The 26,564-nt window shown below is 31.4% G+C and carries 25 protein-coding genes and 1 riboswitch; of the genes, 22 read left to right on the plus strand and 3 right to left on the minus strand.

What is annotated here, in order from left to right:
* Positions 1–327 precede the first annotated feature (327 nt).
* The 3 genes from ACU4C5_RS13005 (at position 328) to ACU4C5_RS13015 (ending at position 4,233) form a co-directional block, all read left to right on the plus strand.
* Complete coding sequence (locus tag ACU4C5_RS13005) at positions 328–1,881, plus strand: hypothetical protein (protein WP_446844642.1); 1,554 nt, start codon at positions 328–330, stop codon at positions 1,879–1,881.
* Positions 1,882–1,984: 103 nt separating this feature from the next.
* Positions 1,985–2,524 (plus strand): TPM domain-containing protein, encoded by a 540-nt coding sequence (locus ACU4C5_RS13010; RefSeq protein ID WP_446844643.1) that lies wholly within the window; start codon positions 1,985–1,987, stop codon positions 2,522–2,524.
* A gap of 353 nt (positions 2,525–2,877) precedes the next feature.
* Positions 2,878–4,233 (plus strand): hypothetical protein, encoded by a 1,356-nt coding sequence (locus ACU4C5_RS13015; RefSeq protein ID WP_446844644.1) that lies wholly within the window; start codon positions 2,878–2,880, stop codon positions 4,231–4,233.
* 51 nt (positions 4,234–4,284) lie between these two features.
* Here the strand turns inward: ACU4C5_RS13015 and ACU4C5_RS13020 are convergent, their stop codons facing one another.
* Positions 4,285–5,106 carry a helix-turn-helix domain-containing protein gene (locus ACU4C5_RS13020; RefSeq protein WP_446844645.1) on the minus strand — a complete coding sequence of 274 codons (822 nt, stop codon included), beginning with the start codon at positions 5,104–5,106 and terminating at the stop codon, positions 4,285–4,287.
* 103 nt (positions 5,107–5,209) lie between these two features.
* On the opposite strand from ACU4C5_RS13020, the gene ACU4C5_RS13025 reads away from it, so the two are divergent.
* From ACU4C5_RS13025 to ACU4C5_RS13040, 4 genes are all read left to right on the plus strand, one after another.
* On the plus strand, positions 5,210–5,695 hold the full coding sequence (locus ACU4C5_RS13025; RefSeq protein ID WP_446844646.1) for a hypothetical protein: 486 nt from the start codon (positions 5,210–5,212) through the stop codon (positions 5,693–5,695).
* On the plus strand, positions 5,679–5,885 hold the full coding sequence (locus ACU4C5_RS13030; RefSeq protein WP_446844647.1) for a hypothetical protein: 207 nt from the start codon (positions 5,679–5,681) through the stop codon (positions 5,883–5,885). Before ACU4C5_RS13025 ends, ACU4C5_RS13030 begins: the two co-directional genes overlap by 17 nt.
* A 410-nt stretch (positions 5,886–6,295) precedes the next feature.
* Positions 6,296–6,721, plus strand: coding sequence for a hypothetical protein (locus tag ACU4C5_RS13035; protein ID WP_446844648.1), 426 nt, complete (start codon positions 6,296–6,298; stop codon positions 6,719–6,721).
* A 115-nt stretch (positions 6,722–6,836) separates the two neighbouring features.
* Complete coding sequence (locus ACU4C5_RS13040) at positions 6,837–7,319, plus strand: DMP19 family protein (RefSeq protein ID WP_446844649.1); 483 nt, start codon at positions 6,837–6,839, stop codon at positions 7,317–7,319.
* A 142-nt stretch (positions 7,320–7,461) separates the two neighbouring features.
* Here the strand turns inward: ACU4C5_RS13040 and ACU4C5_RS13045 are convergent, their stop codons facing one another.
* Positions 7,462–7,782: a winged helix-turn-helix transcriptional regulator gene (locus ACU4C5_RS13045; RefSeq protein WP_446844650.1), complete on the minus strand. Its 321-nt coding sequence runs from the start codon at positions 7,780–7,782 to the stop codon at positions 7,462–7,464.
* A 141-nt stretch (positions 7,783–7,923) separates the two neighbouring features.
* Between ACU4C5_RS13045 and ACU4C5_RS13050 the strand changes: the two genes are divergently transcribed.
* The 12 genes from ACU4C5_RS13050 (at position 7,924) to ACU4C5_RS13105 (ending at position 18,532) form a co-directional block, all read left to right on the plus strand.
* A complete protein-coding gene (locus tag ACU4C5_RS13050; protein WP_446844651.1) occupies positions 7,924–8,919 on the plus strand; it encodes a YhdH/YhfP family quinone oxidoreductase in 996 nt (331 codons plus the stop codon).
* Positions 8,920–9,147: 228 nt separating this feature from the next.
* Positions 9,148–9,711, plus strand: a complete 564-nt coding sequence (locus tag ACU4C5_RS13055; RefSeq protein WP_446844652.1) for a TetR/AcrR family transcriptional regulator — start codon at positions 9,148–9,150, stop codon at positions 9,709–9,711.
* A 62-nt stretch (positions 9,712–9,773) separates the two neighbouring features.
* Positions 9,774–10,520, plus strand: coding sequence for an SDR family NAD(P)-dependent oxidoreductase (locus ACU4C5_RS13060; protein WP_446844653.1), 747 nt, complete (start codon positions 9,774–9,776; stop codon positions 10,518–10,520).
* A gap of 93 nt (positions 10,521–10,613) precedes the next feature.
* Positions 10,614–11,594, plus strand: a complete 981-nt coding sequence (locus ACU4C5_RS13065; RefSeq protein ID WP_446844654.1) for an alpha/beta fold hydrolase — start codon at positions 10,614–10,616, stop codon at positions 11,592–11,594.
* Between the two features lie 9 nt (positions 11,595–11,603).
* Complete coding sequence (locus tag ACU4C5_RS13070) at positions 11,604–12,572, plus strand: alpha/beta fold hydrolase (RefSeq protein WP_446844655.1); 969 nt, start codon at positions 11,604–11,606, stop codon at positions 12,570–12,572.
* Positions 12,573–12,727: 155 nt separating this feature from the next.
* Positions 12,728–13,426, plus strand: a complete 699-nt coding sequence (locus ACU4C5_RS13075) for a YARHG domain-containing protein (protein WP_446844656.1) — start codon at positions 12,728–12,730, stop codon at positions 13,424–13,426.
* Between the two features lie 164 nt (positions 13,427–13,590).
* Positions 13,591–13,683: riboswitch (TPP riboswitch) on the plus strand.
* A 73-nt stretch (positions 13,684–13,756) separates the two neighbouring features.
* The gene (thiM, locus tag ACU4C5_RS13080; protein WP_446844657.1) at positions 13,757–14,530 is read left to right on the plus strand and encodes a hydroxyethylthiazole kinase; all 774 of its coding nucleotides are present in this window, start codon (positions 13,757–13,759) and stop codon (positions 14,528–14,530) included.
* Complete coding sequence (gene thiE / locus ACU4C5_RS13085; protein ID WP_446844658.1) at positions 14,527–15,171, plus strand: thiamine phosphate synthase; 645 nt, start codon at positions 14,527–14,529, stop codon at positions 15,169–15,171. The genes thiM and thiE overlap by 4 nt, the downstream gene beginning before the upstream one ends.
* Entirely contained in the window at positions 15,147–15,800 is a 654-nt protein-coding gene (gene tenA / locus ACU4C5_RS13090; protein WP_446844659.1) for a thiaminase II, read from the plus strand. Before thiE ends, tenA begins: the two co-directional genes overlap by 25 nt.
* The gene (gene thiD / locus ACU4C5_RS13095; protein WP_446844660.1) at positions 15,797–16,603 is read left to right on the plus strand and encodes a bifunctional hydroxymethylpyrimidine kinase/phosphomethylpyrimidine kinase; all 807 of its coding nucleotides are present in this window, start codon (positions 15,797–15,799) and stop codon (positions 16,601–16,603) included. Before tenA ends, thiD begins: the two co-directional genes overlap by 4 nt.
* Before the next feature lie 275 nt (positions 16,604–16,878).
* The gene (locus tag ACU4C5_RS13100; protein WP_446844661.1) at positions 16,879–18,051 is read left to right on the plus strand and encodes an MFS transporter; all 1,173 of its coding nucleotides are present in this window, start codon (positions 16,879–16,881) and stop codon (positions 18,049–18,051) included.
* Positions 18,052–18,250: 199 nt separating this feature from the next.
* Complete coding sequence (locus ACU4C5_RS13105) at positions 18,251–18,532, plus strand: hypothetical protein (RefSeq protein ID WP_446844662.1); 282 nt, start codon at positions 18,251–18,253, stop codon at positions 18,530–18,532.
* 420 nt (positions 18,533–18,952) lie between these two features.
* Here the strand turns inward: ACU4C5_RS13105 and ACU4C5_RS13110 are convergent, their stop codons facing one another.
* Positions 18,953–19,768, minus strand: a complete 816-nt coding sequence (locus ACU4C5_RS13110; RefSeq protein WP_446844663.1) for a T9SS type A sorting domain-containing protein — start codon at positions 19,766–19,768, stop codon at positions 18,953–18,955.
* 725 nt (positions 19,769–20,493) lie between these two features.
* Here ACU4C5_RS13110 and ACU4C5_RS13115 point away from each other — a divergent pair.
* From ACU4C5_RS13115 to ACU4C5_RS13125, 3 genes are all read left to right on the plus strand, one after another.
* Entirely contained in the window at positions 20,494–23,280 is a 2,787-nt protein-coding gene (locus ACU4C5_RS13115) for a PAS domain S-box protein (RefSeq protein WP_446844664.1), read from the plus strand.
* Positions 23,281–24,541: 1,261 nt separating this feature from the next.
* Complete coding sequence (locus tag ACU4C5_RS13120; RefSeq protein WP_446844665.1) at positions 24,542–24,670, plus strand: hypothetical protein; 129 nt, start codon at positions 24,542–24,544, stop codon at positions 24,668–24,670.
* Between the two features lie 783 nt (positions 24,671–25,453).
* The gene (locus ACU4C5_RS13125; RefSeq protein WP_446844666.1) at positions 25,454–25,903 is read left to right on the plus strand and encodes a hypothetical protein; all 450 of its coding nucleotides are present in this window, start codon (positions 25,454–25,456) and stop codon (positions 25,901–25,903) included.
* Positions 25,904–26,564 lie beyond the last annotated feature (661 nt).

Raw genomic sequence — 26,564 nt, forward strand, 5'->3', positions numbered from 1 at the left:
CATTATAACAATATTTTGAACTGAAAGAAGAATAGCCCAGAGGCTAACAGCATATAAGCTTTATTGCTATTTTTAACTCACTTGGTAATTTCGTCCGGAATTTCTCCGTTCAGATTTTATTTACTAAATTCACTCCTTAAGCATGCAACTAAGCACCTAAAGTTACGTAAGATGTGATTTAGCAAAAAACCATGTGCTCAATAACTTAACGTTGCAAATCAATAATAATAATAATAATAATAATAATAATAATAATTATAGGTAGGTTTTTTTACTTTAAAACTGTTATATACACTATATAATAATCGCTAAAATTTAATTGCAAAAATGAAGTTTACAACAAAAAATACGCTACCTCTTAATAGCTTAAGTATACTATTATTAACTTCTTTAAGTTTCATGACTGCTTGCTCTTCAGATGACTCATCTACAGCACCAGAAGAAGAAATAATTCAAATTTCACCAGATATTAACGGCGATGGTGAACTTAATATTTTAGTCATTGGTACAAGTCAATCCATCAATAACAGTTATGGAGCATTTGCTTCAAATAATATTACTACAGAATTAAATAATATTTTATCACAAGACACATCCTTTGATTTAGAAGTGAACATTGCTTTTGAAGATATTTATAAAAGTAAAGACGTTACTTATGGTTTAGGTCAAGCAAGTACAGTTACCAGTGCAAATCATTATGCGCATTCGTTAATGCAATATTATTACTGGCCAGATGGTCAGTCAGAAAGACTAGAAAATTTAGCTGGACAAGGTGCTAATAAATGGGATTACGTTGTAATAGGTGCAGATCCATATATTGTTGCTAAATTACCAGGATATTACGCTTTAGGAGTTAATAAAATTGTTTCAAAAATAGCTGAAGGACATGCAAAACCTTTACTTTTAATGATGTGGCCAAAAGATGAAGCAACCACAGTATCTATTAATCATTTTGAAGAATACACATATCGTACAGCTGATGGTGCAAAAGTTGAAGTTGAAACCATTGCTGCTGGATTAGCCTGGGAAGACTTACCATCTACAAAAAAAGATGAAGCCAACCAACATCCCACACCAAATGGTGCTTATTTAGTAGCAGCTTCTATTTACGCTCAAATACTTAATAAAAGTGCTAAATCATCTGATTACATATATGATGATGAAATAGCAGATGCAGCACTAACAACCAAAACTAACGAAGCAGATAAAGTACATTATACAGGAGAATATTCTTTTGTTTCACCTTATAAAAGCTGTAATATTGATGATAATGTACTAAATTACAATCACACAGGAACAAGCTCTGAAAATGGTATCTTAAATGGCTTACAATGGATCATTGAACAATCAAGCAGAACACTTGTAAACAATGGTGCACCTCCAATTAATTTTAATTATGGTAGAGCAAACACTAATTTTGAACCTAATAAACGTTACAACATCAACCCTTCCCAATTTGACTTCTCTATAGGATTCCCAATGCAAGACAACGGGAATCATGGAGATAACTCTATGCTTTACGGATTAGATAAACGTTATAACGAATCTAACAACGGTACAGATTTAGGAACGGCATTATATATGATTCATAATTCCGAATTACCAAATGCTCGCGCTATTCCTATTCGCACATTGTATGCCCAAATTAAAGAAGCAATACCTTTACAATCTGCTTATAGTGATAACTGGCACATGCATGGAAACCTAAATAAAGCAATAGGAGCTTACATGTACACTTTACTAACGGGAGATTGTGTTTTAGGAGAAGAACCAACAGACCAAAATTCTAATGAGTGGAAAGAATGGATGTGTCATAAAATTGGGTATGAAACGGCTTATACTTTAATGACATTAAAGGGTGATTCACCTAGCTGCAATTAATTTATAATTTTTTTAGTAATAAAATAACACATAACAACATATTCAGTCAGCGATTTAGCTGGTGCAAAACTTTTAATCATAATCGTTAACAATAATACGAAAAATGAAAAGCGGAACTAAAATATTAATTCTTTTCTTGACTTTAAGCTTTCTTTCCTTTAGAGGAATTGCGCAAGAAACGAAAACTAAAAAGTCAACCACCGAAATTAATTATTCGGAAATGAGAAAAAGCTCTATCCCGAAACCTATTGGAATTATAAATGACTACGGACAAGTCTTTACGGAAATACAACGAACAGAATTATCGAAAATCCTTTATGATTATGATATTGAAACCACAAGACAAATTGTGGTGGTAACGATTGATAGTATAAAACCTTACAATAACATTCAAAAATACGCAACAGATTTAGGACAAACTTGGGGAGTTGGAGCTGCCAAAAAAAATAACGGATTGACAATAGTAATTTGTAACCCTTGCAAACAAATTGGAATTGCAATTGGAACAGGAACAGCACTCGTTTTAACTGACGAAATTTGCAAAAAAGTAATGAAGGAAACAATAATACCTGAATTTAAAAATGGAGAATTTTATAGCGGGATAAAAAAAGCGGTGATAGAATTAATTGAAATGTGGAAATAAGTACTAACGCCAACACTGTGTGAAAATAATTGCGAAGTAACACTCAATCAAAGGCATTGCGTGTTGGTAATATCTGTTTTTTTATCAGAAATTCCTCGCATACAAAACCATTATATGAAGGCCACAAAACCTACTTAAAGACAATCTTTTGTATTCTTACAAACGGAAAAATCGATAGATCTTTTTAATACAAAACAGAAAGCTACATGAAATATATAAATTTAGTAATTGAAACAAGCATGTACACAACTTAAAAAAGCAACTAAGTAATTCCATCCTGAAAATGAATAATTAATTAAACTAGTGTGATATAAAAACAGTCATATATTAAAAGATACAAAAGCTGATTTTTTATGAAATTAAAAGTAACAGTCTTATTATTAATGTTCTCAATAACATTTTTCGCACAAGAAGTTAAAATACCCACAGATACCCATTTTTACAATCCTATTATTAACTCTTATAGCTTAGATATTTTAGAACCTAGCGCTTTAAATAATGCTAATCAAATTCAAGAAGCAATAAACAAAGTAAGTAGTGAAGGTGGTGGCATTTTAACAATTAAAGCCTCTGGAAATAATAATACCTATATAATAAATGATGAAGTAGAAGTGAAGTCTGGAGTTCATATTAGAGTAAAACCTGGTGTTATTTTTAAATCGGAGAGCGCTAAAGCAATTAAGTTGTTTTCTGTAGGAAAAAGTAAAAAAAATAAAGGAAGAATTTTAAATATCAGTATTAATAGTACCGATAATAAAACACCTTTTATATTTGATTTCACAAACAGAATTTCAGGTGAAGATAGAAATGGAGGTACTATTGCTGTGGCATTAGGAGGTGTTCAAAATTTTAAAATAGCAAACTTTAAAGTGTTCGATAATTTTACTCGTTTTTCTGCAATAACAATGAATTTACAACAGTTTTCTAAAGATAAATTTCTATTCCCCAAAAATGGTATTGTAGAAAATATTACCTCAGTAAATGCTCATTATGGATATGGAGTCGTACAATGCCAAGCTTCTGAAAACGTATTATTCAAAAAACTAGAAGGTGTTGGAGGTGCTACATTGCGTTTAGAAACTGGTGCTGTACATAACGCTTATTTAAAAGATAAAAGTATAGGAATACGTAATGCATATGCAGAAAATATAGTTTGTAAAAACGGACAAGCAGCAGTTACCTTATCTCCACATACAATAAAAAACGGTAAAGTTTTTATTGATAATGTTACAGCTATTAGTTGTGAAGCAGGTTTAATTATAGCATCCGGATTTTTAAGCGCAAAAAAAGGACAAAGAGATAAAAAAGGAAATGCTATTAATGGTCACGCTTATGGAACTTTTGATACGGCCTCTATTATATCAAATGTACTAGTTAAGTATGGTATAAACGCGCAATTGAGAGGTTCCAGACGTTCTTTTGTGCCTTGTAATCAAAGAATATTGGTGCATAAAAAAATGAATAAGGATGAAGAGAGTTTTAAAGGCCCAACTATTGCAGGTATGGTTTATTTCGCTAAAGGCGGAACAAACACAGAAAAGGGATTTTACACGGTAAAAACACCTAATTTTATAATGCAAGATTTCCCTAAAGAGAATAAAGTATATATAGTTAATAACAAAGATTTTGTAGAGGGATGTACTATTAATTGGTCTTCAAAATCTGGACATAAGAAAAATCATGATGAAATTAGGAGGATAAAATACTAACTTACTCTTAAACAGGTGTCTGTAAAAATAATTATATTTTTTTTTAGATTTTCAGACCCTATTTTTCCTGTAATCAGATGGTGAAAACCCACAATTCTTCTTAAACACTTTAGAAAAATGAGAAAGACTTTCAAAACCTATCTCATAACAAACATCTGTAATTGAGTAATGTGTTTTACCTAATAATAATTTAGCTTTTTCAATCCGTTGTTTTTCTATATATTTAGCAGGAGAAGTATTATATCTACTTTTAAACTTTCGCTGAAAAGTAGACAAACTCATATTACATAAGAAAGCAAATTCCTCTACATTTATTGGGTTAAATAAATTATGCCTAACGGTTTTAACTAATAAATCATTATTATGATGTAAATCAAACTCTATCTGATTTATAAAATTTGGAAACAATTTTTCATTAGATAAAATACAAATTAATTCTTCTACTTTAAGCTTCATTAATCGCTCTGTTAAGTAATTAGGCTGTTCCAAATAAAGCTTCAGACTATCTGTATATTGAGTTAGCATTACAGAAGAAAAAACAACAAACGAAACCTCAGGTTCTTTTGTGTTTAAACCAATAAATTTAGGTTTGTATAATTCATTCAAGTATGTTTTAGTTAATTTCAAAATAACCACCTCACACTGGTCGATAGAGGCTTTCCATGTATTAATAAAGTTATCATTATTAAATATAATTATATCCTTCGGCTTAAGTTCAACACTTCCGTTAGACGTATAATACAAAGAACAACCGCTAATTACAATTAATACACAAACATCCTTTACATACTTATGATGAGTTCTATACGGTGGCTCAAACGTTAAATGCAATAATGAGTTATCGTCAGTAATTGTGTAGACCTTTTTTTTCATAAACATAAGATTGACCTGAATATACAAACATATGAGTTAAATGTAAAAACGAAGTATTATTATCTTAAATACATTTGTGTTGCACAAAATTCAATAATAAATAATGAGTATATCAAATCAAAAAAAAATAAGAAAAGCAGTACTTTTATCCGTCATTTTTGGTATTATTTCTTCCATAATTACCTATTTAAGGTTAGAGCCAGATGAATCTTTTATAAAAAAATGGCTTCCATTTTATATTATAGGTTTGTTAATTGTCGCACCAATAGCAATTATTTTATTTAAGAAAATAAACAATCTAATATATAAGCATAGTAATATTAAAAACATGCACATAAAAGGTGTGTTATTTGGACTATTATTCTCAACATCTCTTGGTTTTTTATTAAGCACCTTATTAGCCCTTCTATCTAATAATTATACAAGTTTTTCTGATTTTTTTATTACATGGAAGTCAATCATTTATAGCTTTATTCCTAGAATATTAATTATCGGACCTATCATAGGAGGAGTAATAAAACCACTTGTGCTAAATTTGAGAAACAAAAGATTAATTCAAAAAAAACAAGACAATGATATTAGTTTTTAAAACAAATTTACGTCATAATGATCAGAAAAAAATAGTAAAATTACTTTCTAGTTTAGATCAAATAAAGGAGATAAGTTTTGATTTTGAAGATTGTGATAATATTTTAAGAATCGTCTCTAATAAAGACGTATCAAGTGCAATTAGAAATATGCTTTTTATCAACGGCTTTTATAGTAGAGAGCTGCAATAACACCCGTATCGCGCTCTAAATAATTACACGTGTCACAACCACACACGTGTAATCACAAACTGAATACAATATCCAGATGCCAAACTACAAGTAATAAATTATTTTCAATATTTTACAGATAACCATAACAATCCTTTTACTAAAACAGCTATATTAGCACTAGTGAGCACAATATCAATAAACTATAATCAGTTTCGTAAACAAAAAGCAACAATAAATAACCAATATATCAAAAAAAGCCAGTATATAAAAAACTGCTACTTTAGCACTTAGCCAAAGCGTGTTACAGGTTTGTGATATCTAATTTTCTTCGGAAAGCTCTCGTATACAACCCATAACTATTCTTATACAAAACTACTATGTTTAATTTGAGAAATTAACACAAAATAATATTTTATTAATTTTATGATATGCAAAAGTTACTAATCATTTTACTGATTTCTAATTTCATTTTTTTAGATGTCGGAAATATATTTAACAAAACAAATAACCAAGAAACCAAATCTGAATTAATTGGCTGTTGGTCAGCAATGGAACTTATAACCGAAGAAAACAGAGGGTTCTTGCGATTCATTAAAAGAAAAAAAATAAAAAATAAATATTCAGGAATCAATTACGAGTTTAAGAAAAATAAAATAATTAATTGGCAAATAACATCAGTAATGTGTGGCTCAACTAAAATAGAAAAGCCACAAAAAGGGAGTGGAAAATGGGAGATTTCTAAAGACTCTATTTTAGAAATAAAATATAAAAATGAATCTACATCATTTCCTTTAGGGAAATATAAACTAACAAAGCTTAACGAATCTGAATTGCTTTTAGAAATGTTAGAATAAAAACTAATCACAAAACCATTAGCAGTCATTATAAAAAAAAAAAACAGGAAATCATACTTAGGAATAATAATGGTCATGATTTCCGATAGTAAAAAACTAAAGAGCCAATTTAAATATGATTATTGATGTTAATAAATTAGTGGGTAAAAATATTGATGAAAAATTCGATATAATTAACGATGCCGTTTACAACAGGCATATGGACTACAATCATATAGAGGACTTTAAAAACCCTCTTAAAAACTTAGTTTATTTATTAAATATGAAAGGACAAGTTGATAATGGAGGGATAACTCAATTTATTGATAACGCAACAGTAGATCACTTTTTAGAAACCAAATTAGCTTTAAAGGAAATAAAAATGACACCTTACCTCAATATCCTTTTAGAAATTGAAAAAACTTTCCCCAACAATAGAGTACCCAAAAATCAGAATGAAAGAAGATATGTGATAGATAGCATGTGTAAAACTGATGAAGAAAGATGGAAAATTGAAGAAACCTACGAAGATTACGATACTACATTTTATAAGAAAGAAAAGATTTTTAAAACAAAGCTTATAGACTATTTAGTATCATTTAAACAAACTGTTGCTTAACAGGCATTAAATACAACCTTAAAAGAATCTTTTATAGTTTTCATATAACATCATTTGTTACCTCAATAATTCTATAAGTTAAAATAATCGTACAGAGAAGCTACATAACTCTTAATAATAGCCATCTCTTTCTAATAAAGCTTTATGCTTTAGTGATACTTTCCTCAAACAATAAACCACCTTTATACATCGCTTTTAAAACCGGACGAATATCACACCCCAATTCGGTTAAACTGTATTCTACTCTTGGTGGAACCTCAGGAAAAACAGTTCTAGTAATTAAGCCATCAATTTCTAGTTCTTTTAGCTGCTTAGTCATCATACGTTCGCTAATATCAGGCATTAATCGTACCAATTCACTATATCTTTTACGCCCTTGAAAAAGATGCAAAATAATAGTGCCCTTTCTTTTTCCTTTAATAGTATTTATAAACGTATCTATTGGGCAATAACTTTTTTTCATTTTTATATATTCCTTTACGTGTTATAAACAGACAAATCAGCACAAAATGTTCGTATCAGCACCAATTGTAAGCCCTTGTATACCCGTATTTTTTTAACGAGATTTGATGTAAAAATAAGTAAAACCTACAAAATATCACACATGAATATGCAATCAACATACAAAGCTTTTAGAGTAGAAGAACAAGATAGCAACTATATATCATCAATAAAAGACATGCCTTTTCCTGAAATATTAGAAGGCGAATTACTTATAAAAGTAAGCTATAGCTCTTTAAATTATAAAGATGCATTATCGGCATCAGGAAACAAAGGAGTAACCAGAAACTATCCACACACACCAGGAATTGATGCTGTTGGAACTGTCGTTACTTCAAAATCTAACAGCTTTAAAGTCGCTGATCAAGTAATTGTAACAAGTTATGATTTAGGGATGAATACCAATGGTGGGTTTGCTGAATATGTGAAAGTTCCAGCTGAATGGGCAGTTAAACTTCCAGAAAATCTTAGTATGAAAACAGCCATGTGTTTTGGTACTGCAGGATTAACCGCAGGAATGTCTGTATTAAAACTAACTCAACTTGTAAAACCAAATGACGGACCAATAGTTGTTTCAGGAGCTACGGGAGGAGTTGGCTCGGTGAGTCTTAGTATCTTAAATAAATTAGGATATCACACAGTAGCAATTACAGGTAAAGCTACAGAGGTTGATTTCTTAAAAAGCATAGGGGCAAATGAGGTTATTATGCGAAAAGATTTTGAAGACATGGCAAATAAACCATTACTTAAACCCATATACGCGGGAGGTATAGATACTGTTGGTGGAATAATTCTTCAAAATATAATTAAAGCAACAAACCCCATGGGCGCAGTAACTTGCTGCGGTAATGTGGCTTCACCAAAATTAGAAATTACCGTATTCCCATTTATTTTAAGAGGCATCACTTTAATTGGAATCGATTCACAGAATTATCCAATGTCGTATAGAGTAGAGGTGTGGCATAAACTATCTAATACTTGGAAAACAGATACATTATCAGATGCTGTTACAGAAATCAGTTTAAATGAATTAAATAAAAAAATTGATTTGATGCTAAAAGGACAATTAAAAGGTAGAACTATAATTAAATTAGCTTAGAAAATAACAGCATCATACAGGTTATATATCAAAAAGCAACTTCATTTTATAAGGAGTTGCTTTTCTCATGTAAAACGAAAATTCATCACACATATAAAATTCAAAGTAGCATAGCAGTCTGCTTTTATAAGTTGTAAAATGTTGAATGAATAATATAGCTAATTACAGAATTAAATGTCAAAATAGACAGACTTGTCTGTTTTAAATATTTTATTATATATTTGCAACATGAAACATAGTGAAGTAAAAAATAGAATTACTGAAACAGCCTCATTTTTATTTTATAAGAATGGGTATAATTCTACGGGTATAAATCAGATTATTTCAGAATCTGGTATTGCTAAAGCCACACTTTACAATCATTTTAAATCTAAAGAAGAGATTTGTTTGGCCTATCTTCAATTTAAGAATATCAATTTTCTTGAAGATTTTGAAAAGTTCACTACATCAAAACCAAAAGGAACAGATCAAATTTTAGCGATATTCGATTTCCTTCGATTATTTTATCAAGACAAAGATTTTAATGGATGTTGGTGTATTAAAACGGTCTCAGAAATACCAAAAGACAATGCCATTATTAGACATGAAATTCAGTCTCAAAAAAACGAATTTATTGCGCTTATCACCAAACTTATTACCAATAATCTAGAACATATAAAAAGCGCGCAAGTTAGTTCACTAGCTAGACAAATTTATTTACTATACGAAAGTGCGGTAGGAGAAAGCCACTTGCATCAAGAAGATTGGCCTATTATAGAGGCTAAAAATTTATGCGAAAAAATAATATCTTAAAAAAATTTACACAAACAAAGACAGACTTGTCTGTCTTTAATTAATGATTAAATAAAAATATAATGAAAGAATTTACAAACAAAGTAGCCTTAGTCATTGGCGGAACAAGTGGTATTGGTAATGCAACAACAAATGCATTATTAGAAGGTGGAGCAACGGTACATGTTGTAGGAAGAAATACCGATAAAATTGCCGATGCAACAAACTTAATTAAACACACAGCAAACATCTCTAATACAACAGAAGTTGAGGCGCTAATAACTAAGATTGATGCTTTAGATAGCTTAGATTATTTAGTAAATGCTTCAGGGATTTTTGGTCCTAAACCTTTTTTAGATCATACCATGGAAGATTACAATTCGTATTTAGATTTAAATAGAGGGTTCTTTTTTATCACGCAAAGTGCCGCTAAAAAAATGAAAGCGACAAACGGAGGTGCTATTGTAAATGTAGGTTCTATGTGGGCAAAACAAGCTGTAAAAGCAACGCCTTCTACGGCATATTCTATGCAAAAAGCGGGGTTACATTCGTTAACTCAACATTTAGCAATGGAATTAGCAGACGATAATATTCGTGTAAATGCCGTATCGCCAGCATTAGTAAATACGCCTGTGTATCATGGTGTTTTTGGTGGTGAAGAAGCTGCAAAAAAAGCATTGGTTGGCTTTAATGGCTTTCACCCCATAGGTCGTTTTGGTGAATCAGAAGATATTGCTAATAGTATCATTTTCTTATTATCAGACAAAGCGGCTTGGGTAACAGGTGCTATTTGGGATACCGATGGTGGTGTAATGGCTGGTAGAAACTAAAACACAAAGAAAAAAGTCATATCCTGTACAAATGCAGGTTATGACTTTTCTATTCACATCTCTCAAAGTTCTTTTGAGACCTAAATTTAAATTATGAAAAACTTAGTCTTAACCTTAAGTATCTTTTTACTTATCAGCTCTTGTAAAGAGCAGGTAATATCAGAAACAGATAAAGGTTCTAACGCTTCATTAGCGATTAGTGAAAATCAAAAATCAATCTTAAAATATAAAGCACTAGAAGTTAATGGCATTAACATTGCCTATAGAGAAGCTGGTAATGTTAATAACCCAACCATTGTTTTACTGCATGGTTTTCCTGCATCATCGTATCAATACAGAAAAGTATTAGCGCAATTATCTAACGAGTATCATTTAATTGCTCCTGATTATCCTGGTTTTGGTAATAGTGATTTTCCAGATGCTGAAACGTTTCAATATACGTTTGATAATATTGCAACAGTTGTAGACTCCTTTTTAGAGCAAAAAAAGATTAATTCTTATGCTATAATGATTCAAGATTATGGTGCTCCTATTGGTTTTAGATTAGCCACAGCACATCCTGAAAGAATTACGGCAATTATAAACCAAAACGGAAATGCTTACGAAGAAGGTTTAGGTGAGGCTTGGGCCAGAATAAGAGCACTTTGGAAAAATAGAACTATAGAAAACGAAGATGCTATATTACCTGCATTTTCTTTAGAAGGTTTAAAATGGCAATACACACATGGGGTTAGAGATACTGAAACTGTAGACCCAGATACTTACAATTTAGATTTTTTAAGATTATCTAGACCAAACGCACATGCCGTAAATTTAGATTTGTTTTATGATTATCAGAATAATATAAAACTATATCCAAAATGGCAACAGTATTTAAGAGATAATCAACCACCATTATTAATAGTTTGGGGTAAAAATGATGCTTTTTTTCCCGAAAGTGGTGCCGAAGCTTTTAAAAGAGACGTAAAAAACATAGATTACAACATTTACGATACAGGTCATTTTGCTTTAGAAGAAGATGGTGATGCTATTATTACAAAAATGAGATTTTTTATGAAAAATCTAAATAAATAGACATATAGAATGAAACAATTTGCACTAGTTTTAATAATTATAGCCTCTATATTTGGGTGTCAAAATACAACTGAAAAGAATGAAAAACAGTTCTTTTTACCGCCAGCTACAACGTATAATTATGCAGAAATTGATAGTGTAAAACTATTTTATAGAGAAGCAGGAGATAAAAGTAATCCAACCATTGTGTTGCTACATGGTTACCCATCGTCTTCACATAGTTATAGAAATTTAATTCCTATGTTGGCAACGCATTATCATGTTATTGCGCCTGATAATTTAGGCTCGGGTTACAGCACACATTTAGATCCAGAAACAATAACCTATACGTTTGATTTGTTGGCAGCTTATACGGAGAAGCTAATTGATACGCTTCAAATTAAGAACTACGTGATGTACATGCAAGATTTTGGTGCGCCTGTTGGATATCGTATGATGATGAAAAATCCAAAACGAATAGAAGCTTTAATTGTTCAGAATGCAAATGCATATTTAGATGGTTTAACGCCCAAACGACAAGATTTTTTTAGAACAGCACAAACAGATACATCGCAAAAAAAACATGATTTTTTATATAGCTTAACAGGTGAAGATGCTATAATAAACAAGCAATATTTATTTGATTTAGATAGCACAAATATCAATATTCAAAGTCCAGATGCTTGGACACACGATTTGGCATTTTTAAGAGATAAAAAAGACAGAGAAATTCAGGTGCAGCTATTTAAAGATTATAATACCAATTTAATTCGATACCCTAAATGGCAAAAAATGTTGAGAGAAAATCAACACAAAACGTTAATCGCTTGGGGAAAAAAGGATTTAAAATTTAACGCTAATGGTGCTAAAGCTTATTTAAAAGATTTACCCAATGCAGAGTTACACTTATTAGATGCTGGCCATTTTGCAGCTGAAGAAAAAACGAGAGAAATAGCCAAACTCATTTTAGAATTTTTATCTAAAAACGAAATAGAATAAATAACGACCATAAATACGCATAAAATTAATTATAAAAGTGAACCGAATAGAAAATCATATCAGATATTCTATTCGGTTTTTATTTGTTAACTTTCGTGCTTAACCATGCAAAAAGCCATATACAAAGGCGTTGTAAGCCATATGAGAAAAAACTTATGAGAATATTAATAATTTTATTATTTATATCAAATTTCACTTTTGCTCAATATTGGGGCGGACAAGAAATTAATGAATCTGATTTAACAAATTGGATACCTAAATTTGAAATTGAATACGCTGGAACCTACCATTTTGGAGAAAGTGAAAGCGAATCTGATTTCCATTTATTTTTCGCAGAAGGTTGTATCATTGGACAGGTTCAAAGTGGATATTGGGAAGAAAAAACAGGCCTTAGGAAAAGTAAGTATATAACCCTTACAAACATTAAAATTGATAAATCAGGAAATTTAACGAGTGACCAACACAACGGTAAGTTCGTTAAATATAAAAACGAATCCGGAGAATATTTTAAAGCCTTAAAAATAAATAATCCTTGGACTAGTTGGATTGAAAAAAGTGAATTTGAAATCGGAACAAGAACAAAAATTGTATTTGATAATATCTATTATGGCAAGTATGGAAAAGCTTCATTTATGAAACTAGATACCAATGAACTAAGAAAAATGTCCAAAAATGAATTAAGCATAATGAAAAATGAAATATATGCTCGTTATGGATATAAATTCATTGAAAATGGAAAACTAGATAAATATTTCAGAACACAAAACTGGTACAGACCAGAACACAAAAATGTAACTAGTTTTTTAAATAAGATTGAAATATACAATATCGAAATCATTAAACAGTTGGAATAAAAACAGCTTACAACACTCTGTGAAATTAATTGTTAGTTTTAGATGATTTACAAATGTCCTCGCAGACTTTCTATCTGTGATTTATTTACTAACTTTAGTGCTTAAAATACACAGCAACATAACCCATTAAAACAATAAACTGTGTAACATAAAAATAACTTTTACCAAACCGTTAGGGGTGCCTTAATATGGCTGAGATTATACCCTATGAACCTGAAATGTTTAATAACAGCGTAGGGAAACGAAGATTGTAAATAATTTGATGATAATTATACAAGCCGTTTTCACAGTTGTGAAAACGGCTTTTTTATTAAAATAATATTAAAAACAATGATTGAAAAAATTCAATTGAATAAAACATTAAAAGATCTAAGCGAGAAATCACCCTTAGTTCATAACATTACTAATTATGTAGTAATGAATAATACAGCCAATGCTTTACTTGCTATTGGTGCTTCACCTGTAATGGCACACGCAATAGAAGAGGTTGAAGATATAACTTCCATTTCATCAGCATTGGTAATTAACATGGGAACCTTAAGTCCAAAATGGGTACAAGCTATGGAAATAGCGATGAAGAAGGCCAAGGAAATTAATAAACCAATTATTTTTGATCCAGTAGGTGTAGGTGCGTCTAAATATAGAACTGAAACTGCTCTAAAAATTATAGAAAACTATAAGCCTTCAGTCATTAGAGGAAATGCTTCAGAAATTATGGCATTAGCACAATTTAGCACTAGTACTAAAGGGGTTGATAGTACTATAAATTCAGAAAACGCCTTAATTGCAGCTCAAGAACTTTCAAGAAAACTCAACAATACCGTTGTTGTAAGTGGAGAGACAGATTACATCATAACAGGCGAACTTATTGATAAAGTAACTAGTGGAAGTCCAATTATGGCCAAAGTCACAGGTATGGGGTGTACTGCCACCAGTATTATTGGGGCTTGTGCCGCAATAAATACAGATTACCATAACGCTTCATATAATGCAATGGAAATAATGGGAAAGGCAGGTGATATGGCTGAAAAAATATCAAGAGGTTCGGGCAGTTTTCAAATGAATTTTATAGATGCGCTGTACCAATTAGCAGAAGAAGAATGAAAAAAGCAGATTATTATTTAATGTTTGTAACAGATGAGCAAATAACGGATGATACGCAATTCTTAAAGGTATTAGAATCTAGTCTAAAAGGAGGGACTAATATCGTTCAATTAAGAGAAAAAAAACTGAATACGAAACGGTTCTATGAACGGGCGGTAGCTGTAAAAAAACTTTGTAAAAAACACAATACTCCGCTTATTATAAACGATAGAATTGATATTGCTTTGGCTATAAATGCTGATGGCGTGCATATTGGCCAAAAAGATATACCTGCAACTGTTGCTAGAGAGTTATTGGGAAGCGATAAAATCATTGGACTCTCTGTAAGTAACCAAATACAAGCCATTGAAACAAATACTCTTGAAGTGGATTATATTGGATTATCACCAATTTTTAGCACAAACACAAAAACAAAAGATCTAGAGGCTCCATTAGGTCTTGAAGGTTTAAAAAAAATAAAAAGTGTAAGCAATAAACCCATTATTTGTATTGGAGGTATTAACAAGGAAAACACAATAAGTATTCTGCAAAATGGAGCAGATGGCATTGCAGTAGTTACAGCTATTTCACAAGCAAAAGACCCAGAACAAGCAACAAAACAATTAAAAGAAAAGATATGTCAAACTGGTATCAAGAAATAAGTATACAAACAGAATCTATAGTACAACAAATAAAAGAACATCCTTTTATTAAAGAGCTTTTAGCTGGAACACTTCCAAAAGAAGTATTCTATTTTTATATCAATCAAGACACTATTTACTTGTCTGAATATAAAAAGATTTTGGCTCAAGTAGGAATCAAATGTTCTAATGAAAATGACACTCAGTTTTTTTTAGATGCAGCAACAGGAATAATAAATGTAGAAAATGCCTTGCACCAAAATTTCCTCAAACAAAATACAGCTACAAATATTTCATCACCAACCTGTGAACTTTATATAAGTTACCTGTCGCGTATGGCACATACAAAGTCTTTAGAAGAAGGACTTGCAGCGGTACTTCCGTGTTTTACAATCTACAAACAAATTGGAGATTATATTTTAGCAAATCAAACTAACAAAGACAATAATCCATATCAAGATTGGATAAATACATACGGAGGAGAAGCTTTTGCCAACTCAGTAAAAATGGCTATTGAAATCACTAACAAACATGCAAGCACAGTATCTCCAGAGATAACAAACAAAATGAATACGGCCTTTGAAAAAGCGTCAAAATTAGAATGGATGTTCTGGGATAGTGCCTACAAAAAAGAATCATGGAAATTATGAAAACAGCTTATAAAAGCGTATTAACTATTGCAGGAAGCGACTCAGGTGGTTGCGCAGGTATACAAGCAGATATAAAAAGCATTTCGGCATGCGGAGCATTTGCAGCAAGTGTAATTACAGCCACTACAGCACAAAATACACAAGGAGTAACAGATATACACAGTATTCCTGTTTCGCATATTGAAAAGCAATTAGACGCAGTATTTACCGATATTAATTTTGATGCAATAAAAATAGGGATGCTTCATTCTTGCGCAATCATTAATACTGTAGCTTTAAAGCTAGCTAAATACAATGCAAGAAATATAATCATTGACCCTGTAATGGTAGCAACTTCAGGAGATAAATTAATGACAGATGATGCTATCAATTGCTTAAAAAAACTATTACCACAAGCATTTCTTATAACACCAAACAGTAAGGAAGCAGAGGTTTTAATTGGGCATTCTATTAACAATAGTAATGCTGAAGCTACGGCAAAAGAAATAGGCTTACAGTTTAAAACTTCTGTACTATTAAAAGGCGGGCATTTAGAGACCACAACAGAAGATATGCTTGATATATTGTATGAATATGCAACCAATAAAATATTCATTATTAGAAACCCAAGAATAAAAACAAATAATACACATGGTACAGGTTGCAGTTTATCATCCAGCATAGCAACTTTTCTAAGCAAAGGCTATGATCTAGAAAATGCAGTAAACAAGGCCTGTGAATATGTAAATCATGCTATTGATAAAGGTAAAGACAAAATACTAGGAAAAGGAAATGGGCCAATAAACCACTTTCTTTTGGATTAAATAACAGATTTGATCTCTAGAACAACCTAATTATTAAGGATAATAGTTAAAAAGGTTTAGTAATATGCCTTCTCTTTGCATTAACAACTTGCCCTGTACAAGAAGATTGCTTTAACATGAGGATTACAAGTAGGGTAAGTAATTAATTTACAATAAATTAATAAAGATAACGTTTACCAATAAGCCTCTGTTTTTTGTATCATATAAGCTACCTAATTGAAAAATGTAATAAACTAACTTTACCAAATTAAAAGTTGTAATTTATTTTCACAAATATGAATACTAACACAAAAAACATATATATCATTACAGGGGTATTATTTTTAATTACCGCCGCTGTTAATTTAGAAATGCCACTTTTTAGAATATATACAGAAAATGAAAATTTTGGAGTTGGAATGGTTGGATTTGCATTCGCTTCTTATATTGGAGGACTTCTACCAACAGCATTATTATTTGGTGGACTTTCAGATAAAATTGGTAAGAAAAAAGTACTATTAATTGCCTTATTCCTATCTACACTTTCTATTTTAATAATTAGTATTTACCCAAATTTATATGTGTTATTTGCCTCAAGAATACTAGTTGGTTCTGCTGTGGCACTGTCAATATCTACAGGTAGTAGCTTTCTTTCAGATATGTTTACAAGCCACAAAGAAACTAAATCCTCTAATATTGTAGCACTAGCTACCGCTTTAGGTTTTGGAAGTGGCGCTTTATTTACGGGTATATATCTAGCCTATTATACAACTTTAGTCCCGCTTACTTATTGGGTTTTACTAATTATTTCTTTAACTTGGTTACTAATCACAACAACACTTCCCGAATCTAAATTTGATAAAAACAAAAAAATGATAAAACTTCCTTTATACCCTAAAGGAGCGTTAAAATTCAACATATCAGTCGCCTTGTTTTGGGCCGCAACTGGAGTTGTAATATCTATCATCCCCACTCAAATATCAAAATTCAACTTGGGAGGTTGGAGCGGTTTATGTTTATTTTTAATTAATGGTACAGGTGCTTTATGCTTACCTATAGCTAAACGTTTTTCAGTACAACATTGTATGACAATCTCCTATTGTTTACTGCCTATTGGATTCACCTCTTTAACCTTTGGTAGCATCTATGGCTATTTATCATTTGTGTTAATAGGGTGTGCTATAGTAGGTATGGTAGCTTATGGCTTTGGTTATTTTGGTACACTTAAAGGTGTTTCATTACTTAATCCAGGAGAAAAACCCAGAGTCGTTTCTGGGTACTTATTATTTGGTTATTTAGGTTTTGGAGTTCCTAGTATTATTTTAGGTTTAGCTTCTGAAAAATTTGGAACTGAAAACTCATTAATTGGTTATTTATTATTTACATCAATTGCTGTTAGTTTCTTAATTTTTTCTCACTTCAAACAAACTAAACTTTTTAACCATAAATTCTTTAAAAAAAATATTTAACTAAGTCCAAAATAATAGGAGAGACCCTAACCACCATGTTATATCCAGTGACTTATGAAGTAAAAATTAAACAAACCATCCCTTTTCCTAAAAACTCTAACAACCTTCGCTTCATAATATTTATATTAGCACCAGTAACCTCAATAGCATATATACTAAGTTGTAAAACATTTTACAGACTCAAAATCTAAACTTATAAATGAATATTAAAACAGGTATTTTTACTTACTTTTTTTTGACAATATGGTCAATTGGTTTTGGAATCGGATTTATCAGCATGTATTCTAATAGCGGAATAATTAGAATCTTCGGAAACCTAACAGAAAGCAGTTACCTGAATTCTATACCATTTCTGATAATTGGAATTTTAGCAATGGTACTTTTCTTTGGTAACTTAATATTCTCTTACTGGATAAAAGAAAATAAGAAAAAACTCATAATAAGAAATTTATTCAAAAAAAAAGAAATTGACTGGACTTAAATATCAGAAGTCAATAAATTTAAGAGGATTAACTTACCTCAATTTTCAATTATTAAAACCAAAAGTGGAAAAAAATATTATATACATTGTAATTACGAAGGATTAAAAAAAACATTTTACAACACCCTATATAATTAATAGCTAGTTCTACTAGGCTTACAGAAGTCCTCACGTATTTTATATTCCATTTTATTTTCTAAACTAATTACTTAAATCACATACAACAACCTTAGCAACAAGTCATCAGTAACCTCTGTAAAATGAAATCTAAGCTTTTAGGAGGTTTAGTGTAAAGCAACTTTTTAAAATAGATATGCAAAAGAACTTAAAACAAAAAAGCCATTTTAAAGCCGTTGTATAAACTTTAAAATGGCAATCATTCTAAGCTTCAAGAAGCTATTTGTTAGCTGTCTTAAAAACTTATTTTATAAATTTTCTAGAGATTGTGTTACCTGCGTTATCTTGAATGAGCGCAATATAAACACCATTACTTAGTGTATTAACGCTGGCTTTATCCCCTAATGTTTCACTAATTAATTTACCAGTAATATCATAAATACTAATATTTTTTATAGCATTATTATTTATAACATTTAAAAATCCAGCTTCTACAAATACGCTAGCAGTAGTATTATTTGTAAAAAAATCTGTTACAGATAATTGAGCAACAGAAACAGCTTCAATATCATCAAAATCAAGACTTTCTGTACCATCACCATTATTATCTACTCTAGAAATAGAAATTCCAAAAACATTAATAAGCAAATCGCTAAGCATTATTGATCCACTAACAGTTAATGCCGAAGGTGTAACAGGAATAGTATAGATTTCAAAATTTGTTGCAGTTGCAGGTATTGTAATAGTTGTAGATTCGGCAGTTGTAACATCTTCAGCACCTTGATCATCAAATAAAAGTACTACAAGATCTATATCAACGCCAGATAAGTTTCTTGCCTTAAATCTAATTCCTCCAACACCAACACTTGTATAATTTCCTCCCCAATTAGTAATGTTATCTATAATTAATCTATTAGGAGGTAATAATCCAGGAAGTATAGATGCAGACCCATCTGCAGTTAAAAAACCACCAGCTACTGTAACCGGGGTAAATGCTGAGTTTAAATTATTCCAACCTTCAAAATTACTTTCACCAGTAAAAGTGCTTATTTGTCCAATACTAATTTGAGCAAAAGAAACTTGAGCTAAAAGAATAAATAAAATGTAAAGTTTTTTCATGATTATATTTTTAAAATTTAAGCTAAGCTAATCTTTATTTTTTTAAAAATATAATCATAAACACTAAAAATTTATAGCTACACACTGTTTTTCTTGCACTTACATTTTAGTTTTAGCACGCTATTTCTGAAAAGTAGCTTGATTAAGAATACCTATTAAATATTGTATAATCATGAAAAACCCAAAACAGATAAACACAAGATTTGGCATTTTTAAGATTTCAAAAAGATAGAGAAATCCAAATGCAGCTATTAAAAAATTACAATACTAATCTAATTAAATAACCTAAATAGCAAAAGCTGTTAAGAGAAAATCAACCAAAAGCGTTAGTCACTTAAGTAAAAAAGGATTTGAAAAATTTTAATGCATATGGCCTATATCTCTTAAAATTCAAAAACGGAAATGCAATTAAATTCCTGAAAAAATAAAAAACCGTTACCAACATAGTATATAAATACGTCATTGTAGAATGATGCAATTTCACGGAGTAGAAATACAAATATCTAATTTTAGTTAGTTGTCGAAAACAAAATCTTAAAATAAACAATAAAGCACAACTATAGTATACATAAAATTGCTATTTTTAGCTAAAACTAAGGCCGTCAATTGTTTACTACTTCAAATTTTCCTACGGAAAATCCTCGCATACAAACACGTTGTAAAACATGCTAAAATAAACAGCACAGTAAGCCTATTATCTTTGAACAGAAATATTAATGAGCAATATGATAAACAAAATTAATAGTTTCCAAAATGCCCCTTTTGGCTATGCACTACATAAAATAGTTTTAGATGAAAATGAGAAACCAATTGATTATGAATTTATCGAAGCAAATGAAGTATTCAAAAACATTACCGGACTCAACAAAACCAATATCATTGGAAAAACACTAAAAGAATCCATACCAAATACTGAAAAAGACAAATCCAATCAGATAAGCTTATATGGTAAAGTTGCACTTGAGAATTCCGAAGAAATCTTTGAGCAATACTCCAAGTCATTAGACAAGTACTACAGCGTACATGCTTATTCTCCGGTAAGAGAATATTTTATCACAATTTTCACAGATATAACCGATAAGACAAAGGAGAATTCAAAGTTTACCAGTTTAATTCGCAATGCAAATATTGGTACATGGGAATGGAATATTCAAACCGGCGAAACAATATTTAATGAACAATGGGCGGAGGCAGTAGGGTATTCTCTTGAAGAATTATCACCAGTTAATATTCAAACATGGAATCAGCTTGTGCATCCTGATGATTTAAAAATATCAAACGAGAAACTCAATGCTCATTTTGAAGGAGAAATTTCTCAATATAAAACCGAAGCAAGAATGCGACATAAGAACGGGCATTGGGTTTGGGTGCTTGATACCGGAAAAGTAACCAAATGGACTCATGATGGAAAACCTTTACTTATGTCTGGTGTTCATCAGGACATAACAGAGCGCAAAAAATCTGAATTACAACTCTATCAAAAACTTGAAATAGAAAAACTGTTAAGTGAAATTTCATCCCAATTTATTCATGCTAAAGATATTGACGCCTGTATTATCCAATCATTTGCAAAATTAGCTGATATAATTCAAGCTTCAAGAATTTATTTATTCATGATTGATACCGAACATGAAACCATGACCAATACACATGAATGGTGTGCTAAAGGCGTGTCTGCAGAAATAAATAATTTGAAAAACCTACCCTTAAGCATTTTCCCATGGTGGATGCAGAAACTTTTCAATAACGAAATTATTGATGTTTCTGATGTTTCAAAAATGCCTCCCGAAGCTATAGCAGAGCAAGAAATACTTGAAAGTCAAAATATAAAATCACTTTTGGTGTTGCCTGTGTATTCAAAAAAGCAACTCAAAGGTTTTGTTGGATTTGATAACGTTTTATTAAGTAGTCCTTGGTCTGAAAAAGACAATCAATTTCTTAACTTACTTGCTGATATTATCTCAAATGCCATTGTTAGAAAATCAAATGAAGAAAAATTAAGATTACTTAGTATGGCTATTGAAGAAAGCCCTGTTAGCATCATGATTACCAACACTAAAGGAGTAATAACTTTTGTTAATTCTGAATTTGAAAGAATAACTGGTTTCAAATTAAACGAAGCCCAGGGTAAGAATCCTTCCATTTTAAATTCAGGAATGCAGCCCAAATCATTTTACACCAATCTATGGGATACAATATTAGCAGGAAATACATGGCAAGGTGAACTACAAAACAAAGCAAAATGCGGAAAAATATTTTGGACAAAAGAATCAATATCACCTATAAAGCAAAATAACAAAATAACACATTTTGTTAGTGTGGCTCAAGATATTACAGAAAACATAATTTTTTTAAATCAACTTGAAGAAGCTAAATTAAAAGCCGAAGAAAGCGACCACTTAAAATCAGCCTTTCTAGCAACCATGAACCATGAACTTCGCACACCATTGCATCATATACTTGGATTTAGCAATCTTATTCCTGATATGACCAATGATGAATCTATAAAAGAGTTCTCAAATTTAATCCATCAAAGTGGTTCAAATTTACTCAATATTATTGAAGATGTTTTTGACCTTGCCTTGAGTGAGCAATCTGAAATAAGAATGCGAAAGCAAGAAGTATTTATTCGCGATATTTATCTTGAATTGAAAAAACAACTGCAAGAAGTATTAATGGAGTCAAATAAAAATGATCAAGTTAGTATAGATTACAAAATTGATAGCAGTATTGTAACCAAAAAAATTATTACAGACAAACCCAAGGTCATGCAAGTGATGTCTAATATTATAAAAAACGCGGTCAAATACATCCATAAAGGTGAAATTTCATTAGCACTTAAAATCGAAGAAGACAATTGTTTATCCATCAAACTGAAAGATACGGGAATTGGTATCCCCGAAGATAAACTAGGAATAATATTTGAATTTTTCAGACAGGTGGATGATTCTCATACCAGAAAATATGAAGGAGTAGGTATTGGTCTTGCTATTTCACTTAAAATAGCACAAGTTATGGGCGGAACAATCAAAGTTCAGTCAGAATTGAATAAGGGGTCAGAATTTACTTTTGTCTTCCCTTTACAAATTAGTGAAAATGAAATAACTAATATCAAACAAAAAGACACGCCCTTTTTATTGCAAGATTTATCTGCAAAAAAAGTACTTATTGTTGAAGATGATACCATTGGAATGCAAATGATTACAAACATGCTTAAGCCTTCAAAATGTAATATTATCAACGCAGTAAATGGTAAGGAAGCTATAGAGGTCATTAAAGCAAACCCAGAAACAGACATTATTTTAATGGATTTAAAAATGCCTGTCATGAACGGATTTGACGCTACAATAGCAATTCGCAAAGACTTCCCTCATTTACCCATAATTGCACTTACAGCATACAGCCTTCTAAAAGATAAAAAGCAAGCATTGGGTGTAGGATGTAATGATGTTATTGCAAAACCAGTAAGTAAAGAAATAATGCTTAAAAAAATACAGGATTTTTTGATGTAGCAATGTAAAAAATACATTTTATAACAGAATCCATATACACATCACCATGTCACATCAAGTAATTTACGAGGAACGAATAAATTGTATCGAGATGCACACAACAACATAACACCACATCAAACCCCAATGATTTAAGAGGCACGAATAAATCAAACCCCGACCTACCTATAATTTCCGTAGCAATTCAAAGACTACAAAACGGCAAGCGTCCAAAGAGTGCAACGCAGAGTAACGGTCTGGACGCGTTAGTGGAGTAGTCTGTAGAATTCAAGAAAATAATAGTCAGTCTAGCTTTTTGGTGCTTTTCAGCAATGGAAAAGAACGTAGAATAAAAGAAAACCACAACACCACGTCACATCGAGTGATTTAAGAGGAACGAATAAATTGTATCGAGATGCACACAACAACATAACCCCACATCAAACCCCAATGATTTAAGAGGTACGAATAAATCAAACCCCGACCTACTATAATTTCCGTAGCAATTCAAAGGTTATGAAACGGCAAGCGTCCAAAGAGTGCAACGCAGTGCAATGGTCTGGACGCGTTAGTGGAGTAACCTGTAGAATTCAAGAAAATGATAGTCAGTCTAGCTTTTTGGTGCTTTTCAGCAATGGAAAAGAATAGAGAACAAAAGAAAACCATCACACCACATCACATCCAGTAATTTAAGAACCACAAACAAACAGTATCCAGATACCACCAAGTATAAAGTAGGAGAGTACCTAATCATTTGTCACATCGAGTGATTTAAGAGGAACGAGTAAATAGTATCGAGATGCCCAAATGATTTAAGAGGCACGAATAAATCAAACCCCGACCTACCTATAATTTCCGTAGCAATTCAAAGGCTACAAAACGGCAAGCGTCCAAAGAGTGAAACGCAGAGTAACGGTCTGGACGCGTTAGTGGAGTAGTCTGTAGAATTCAAGAAAATGATAGTCAGTCTAGCTTTTTGGTGCTTTTCAGCAATGGAAAAGAACGTAGAATAAAAGAAAACCACAACACCACATCAAGCAAATCAAGAACAAACAAATCACACCATGTCACATCGAGTGATTTAAGAGGAACGAATAAATTGTATCGAGATGCACACAACAACACAACCCCACAACCCCACAACCCCACAACCCCACAACCCCACATCAAACCCCGACCTCCCCATAACATCCATAGCAATTAAAAAACTACAAAACCACAACCATCCAAAGAATGCAACGGTCTGGACGCGTTAGTGGAGTAGTCTGTAGAATTCAAGAAAATGATAGTCAGTCTAGCTTTTTGGTGCTTTTCAGCAATGGAAAAGAACAGAGAACAAAAGAAAACCACAACACCACATCAAGCAAATCAAGAACAAACAAATCACACCATGTCACATCGAGTGATTTAAGAGGAACGAATAAATTGTATCGAGATGCACACAACAACACAACCCCACAACCCCACAACCCCACATCAAACCCCGACCTCCCCATAACATCCATAGCAATTAAAAAACTACAAAACCACAACCATCCAAAGAATGCAACGGTCTGGACGCGTTAGTGGAGTAGTCTGTAGAATTCAAGAAAATGATAGTCAGTCTAGCTTTTTGGTGCTTTTCAGCAATGGAAAAGAACGTAGAACAAAACAAAGCATAACAAGATACCACCAAGTATAAAGTAGGAGAGTACCTAATCATTTGTCACATCGAGTGATTTAAGAGGAACGAGTAAATAGTATCGAGATGCCCAAATGATTTAAGAGGCACGAATAAATCAAACCCCGACCTACCTATAATTTCCGTAGCAATTAAAAACCTACAAAACCACAACCATCCAAAGAGTGCAGCGGTCTGGACGCGTTAGTGGAGTAACCTGTAGAATTCAAGAAAATGATAGTCAGTCTAGCTTTTTGGTGCTTTTCAGCAATGGAAAAGAATAGAGAAAATAAATCACATACATCACCATGTCACATCGAGTAATTTAAGAGGAACGAGTAAATAATATCGAGATGCACACAACAACACAACCCCATAAAAATAAAATTAAGCATCCCTTTTACAGATAACCATAACAACCCTTTTACTAAAACAACTATATTAGCAGCAGTAAACTTAATACCAATAACCTATAAGCAGCGGTATAACTCTAAAAGTAGTGATACCCTGTAGTTGGCAACAATTATGAATAAAATGCGCAGAGAAGATAACCCAAAAGATATTGCTGAAATTGTTAGTAGAAAATATCTAGAAAAAGGTTATGATTTGGATTTTAGTGTAAAAAGTTTAGAAAACGAAATAGACAAAATTTTGGAAAATGAAATTCAAGAAGATTGGATTGAGTCTGCAAAATTGGAATCTGAATTAACTGCTTATTTCGGAGAAACACTTTGTCGAATTTTTGACACAAAATGGAAAGGTGAATATTATTCAGAAAATAACGGAATGAATTATTACACTTCAAAAATTGAGAAAAACGGGTTTGAATTCGGACCAAGCCACTTTATTGGCTATTATTTAAGTAATGGAAAAGAAAGTGAAGGAAGTTTCAAAGATTACTTGTACTCTAGAGATTATTCTAAAGGAATATTCAAAGACTTCCTTGGAGGCGGATTGATAAATAAAATAAAATCGGAAAATTAACTGTTGCCAACACCGTATATAATTTATTGCTAGTTCTAGCCTGCTTACGAAAACCCTCGCGGATTTTCTATTCGGTTTTTATTTACTAACTTTAGTTGCTAAACCACGCAACTAATCATACACAATCACGTTGGCAAACATTTGAGAAAAACACTTCTAATATTGATTTTTGGTCTTTTGACTAACATTTTGGTTTCGCAAGAAATCCAATCTAAATATGTCTATAAAAAAGAAAAAACAAAACAGAAATCTAAAAGTGGAATTAAATGGAATTATGTTGATTCTGACAGTTTAGTTCTTTATGAAAACGGAACTTTTCATCGAACTAAATTCTATCACTATCACGAAATAATATACTCGGAATTAAAAGGAAAATGGAAAATTGAAAACGACACACTAATTCTGAATATAGAACTGGAGAAAAAAAGTAAATCGGACAAAAAATGGACTGAAATTAATTCGAGCATAATTTACCGAATAAAAAAACGGAAAATAAAACCAATAAACGGATTTGAATTCTACGCAATGCGGAATTTGAAACTCGTGAAAAAATAAAAAACGATTTGCTAACACCGTGTGTAACTAATTGCTTGGTCAATAATTACTTACAAACATTCCTGCGGAATATTCTATCTGTGATTTATTTGCTAACTTAGTGCCT

The sequence above is a fragment of the Lacinutrix undariae genome (assembly GCF_052934785.1).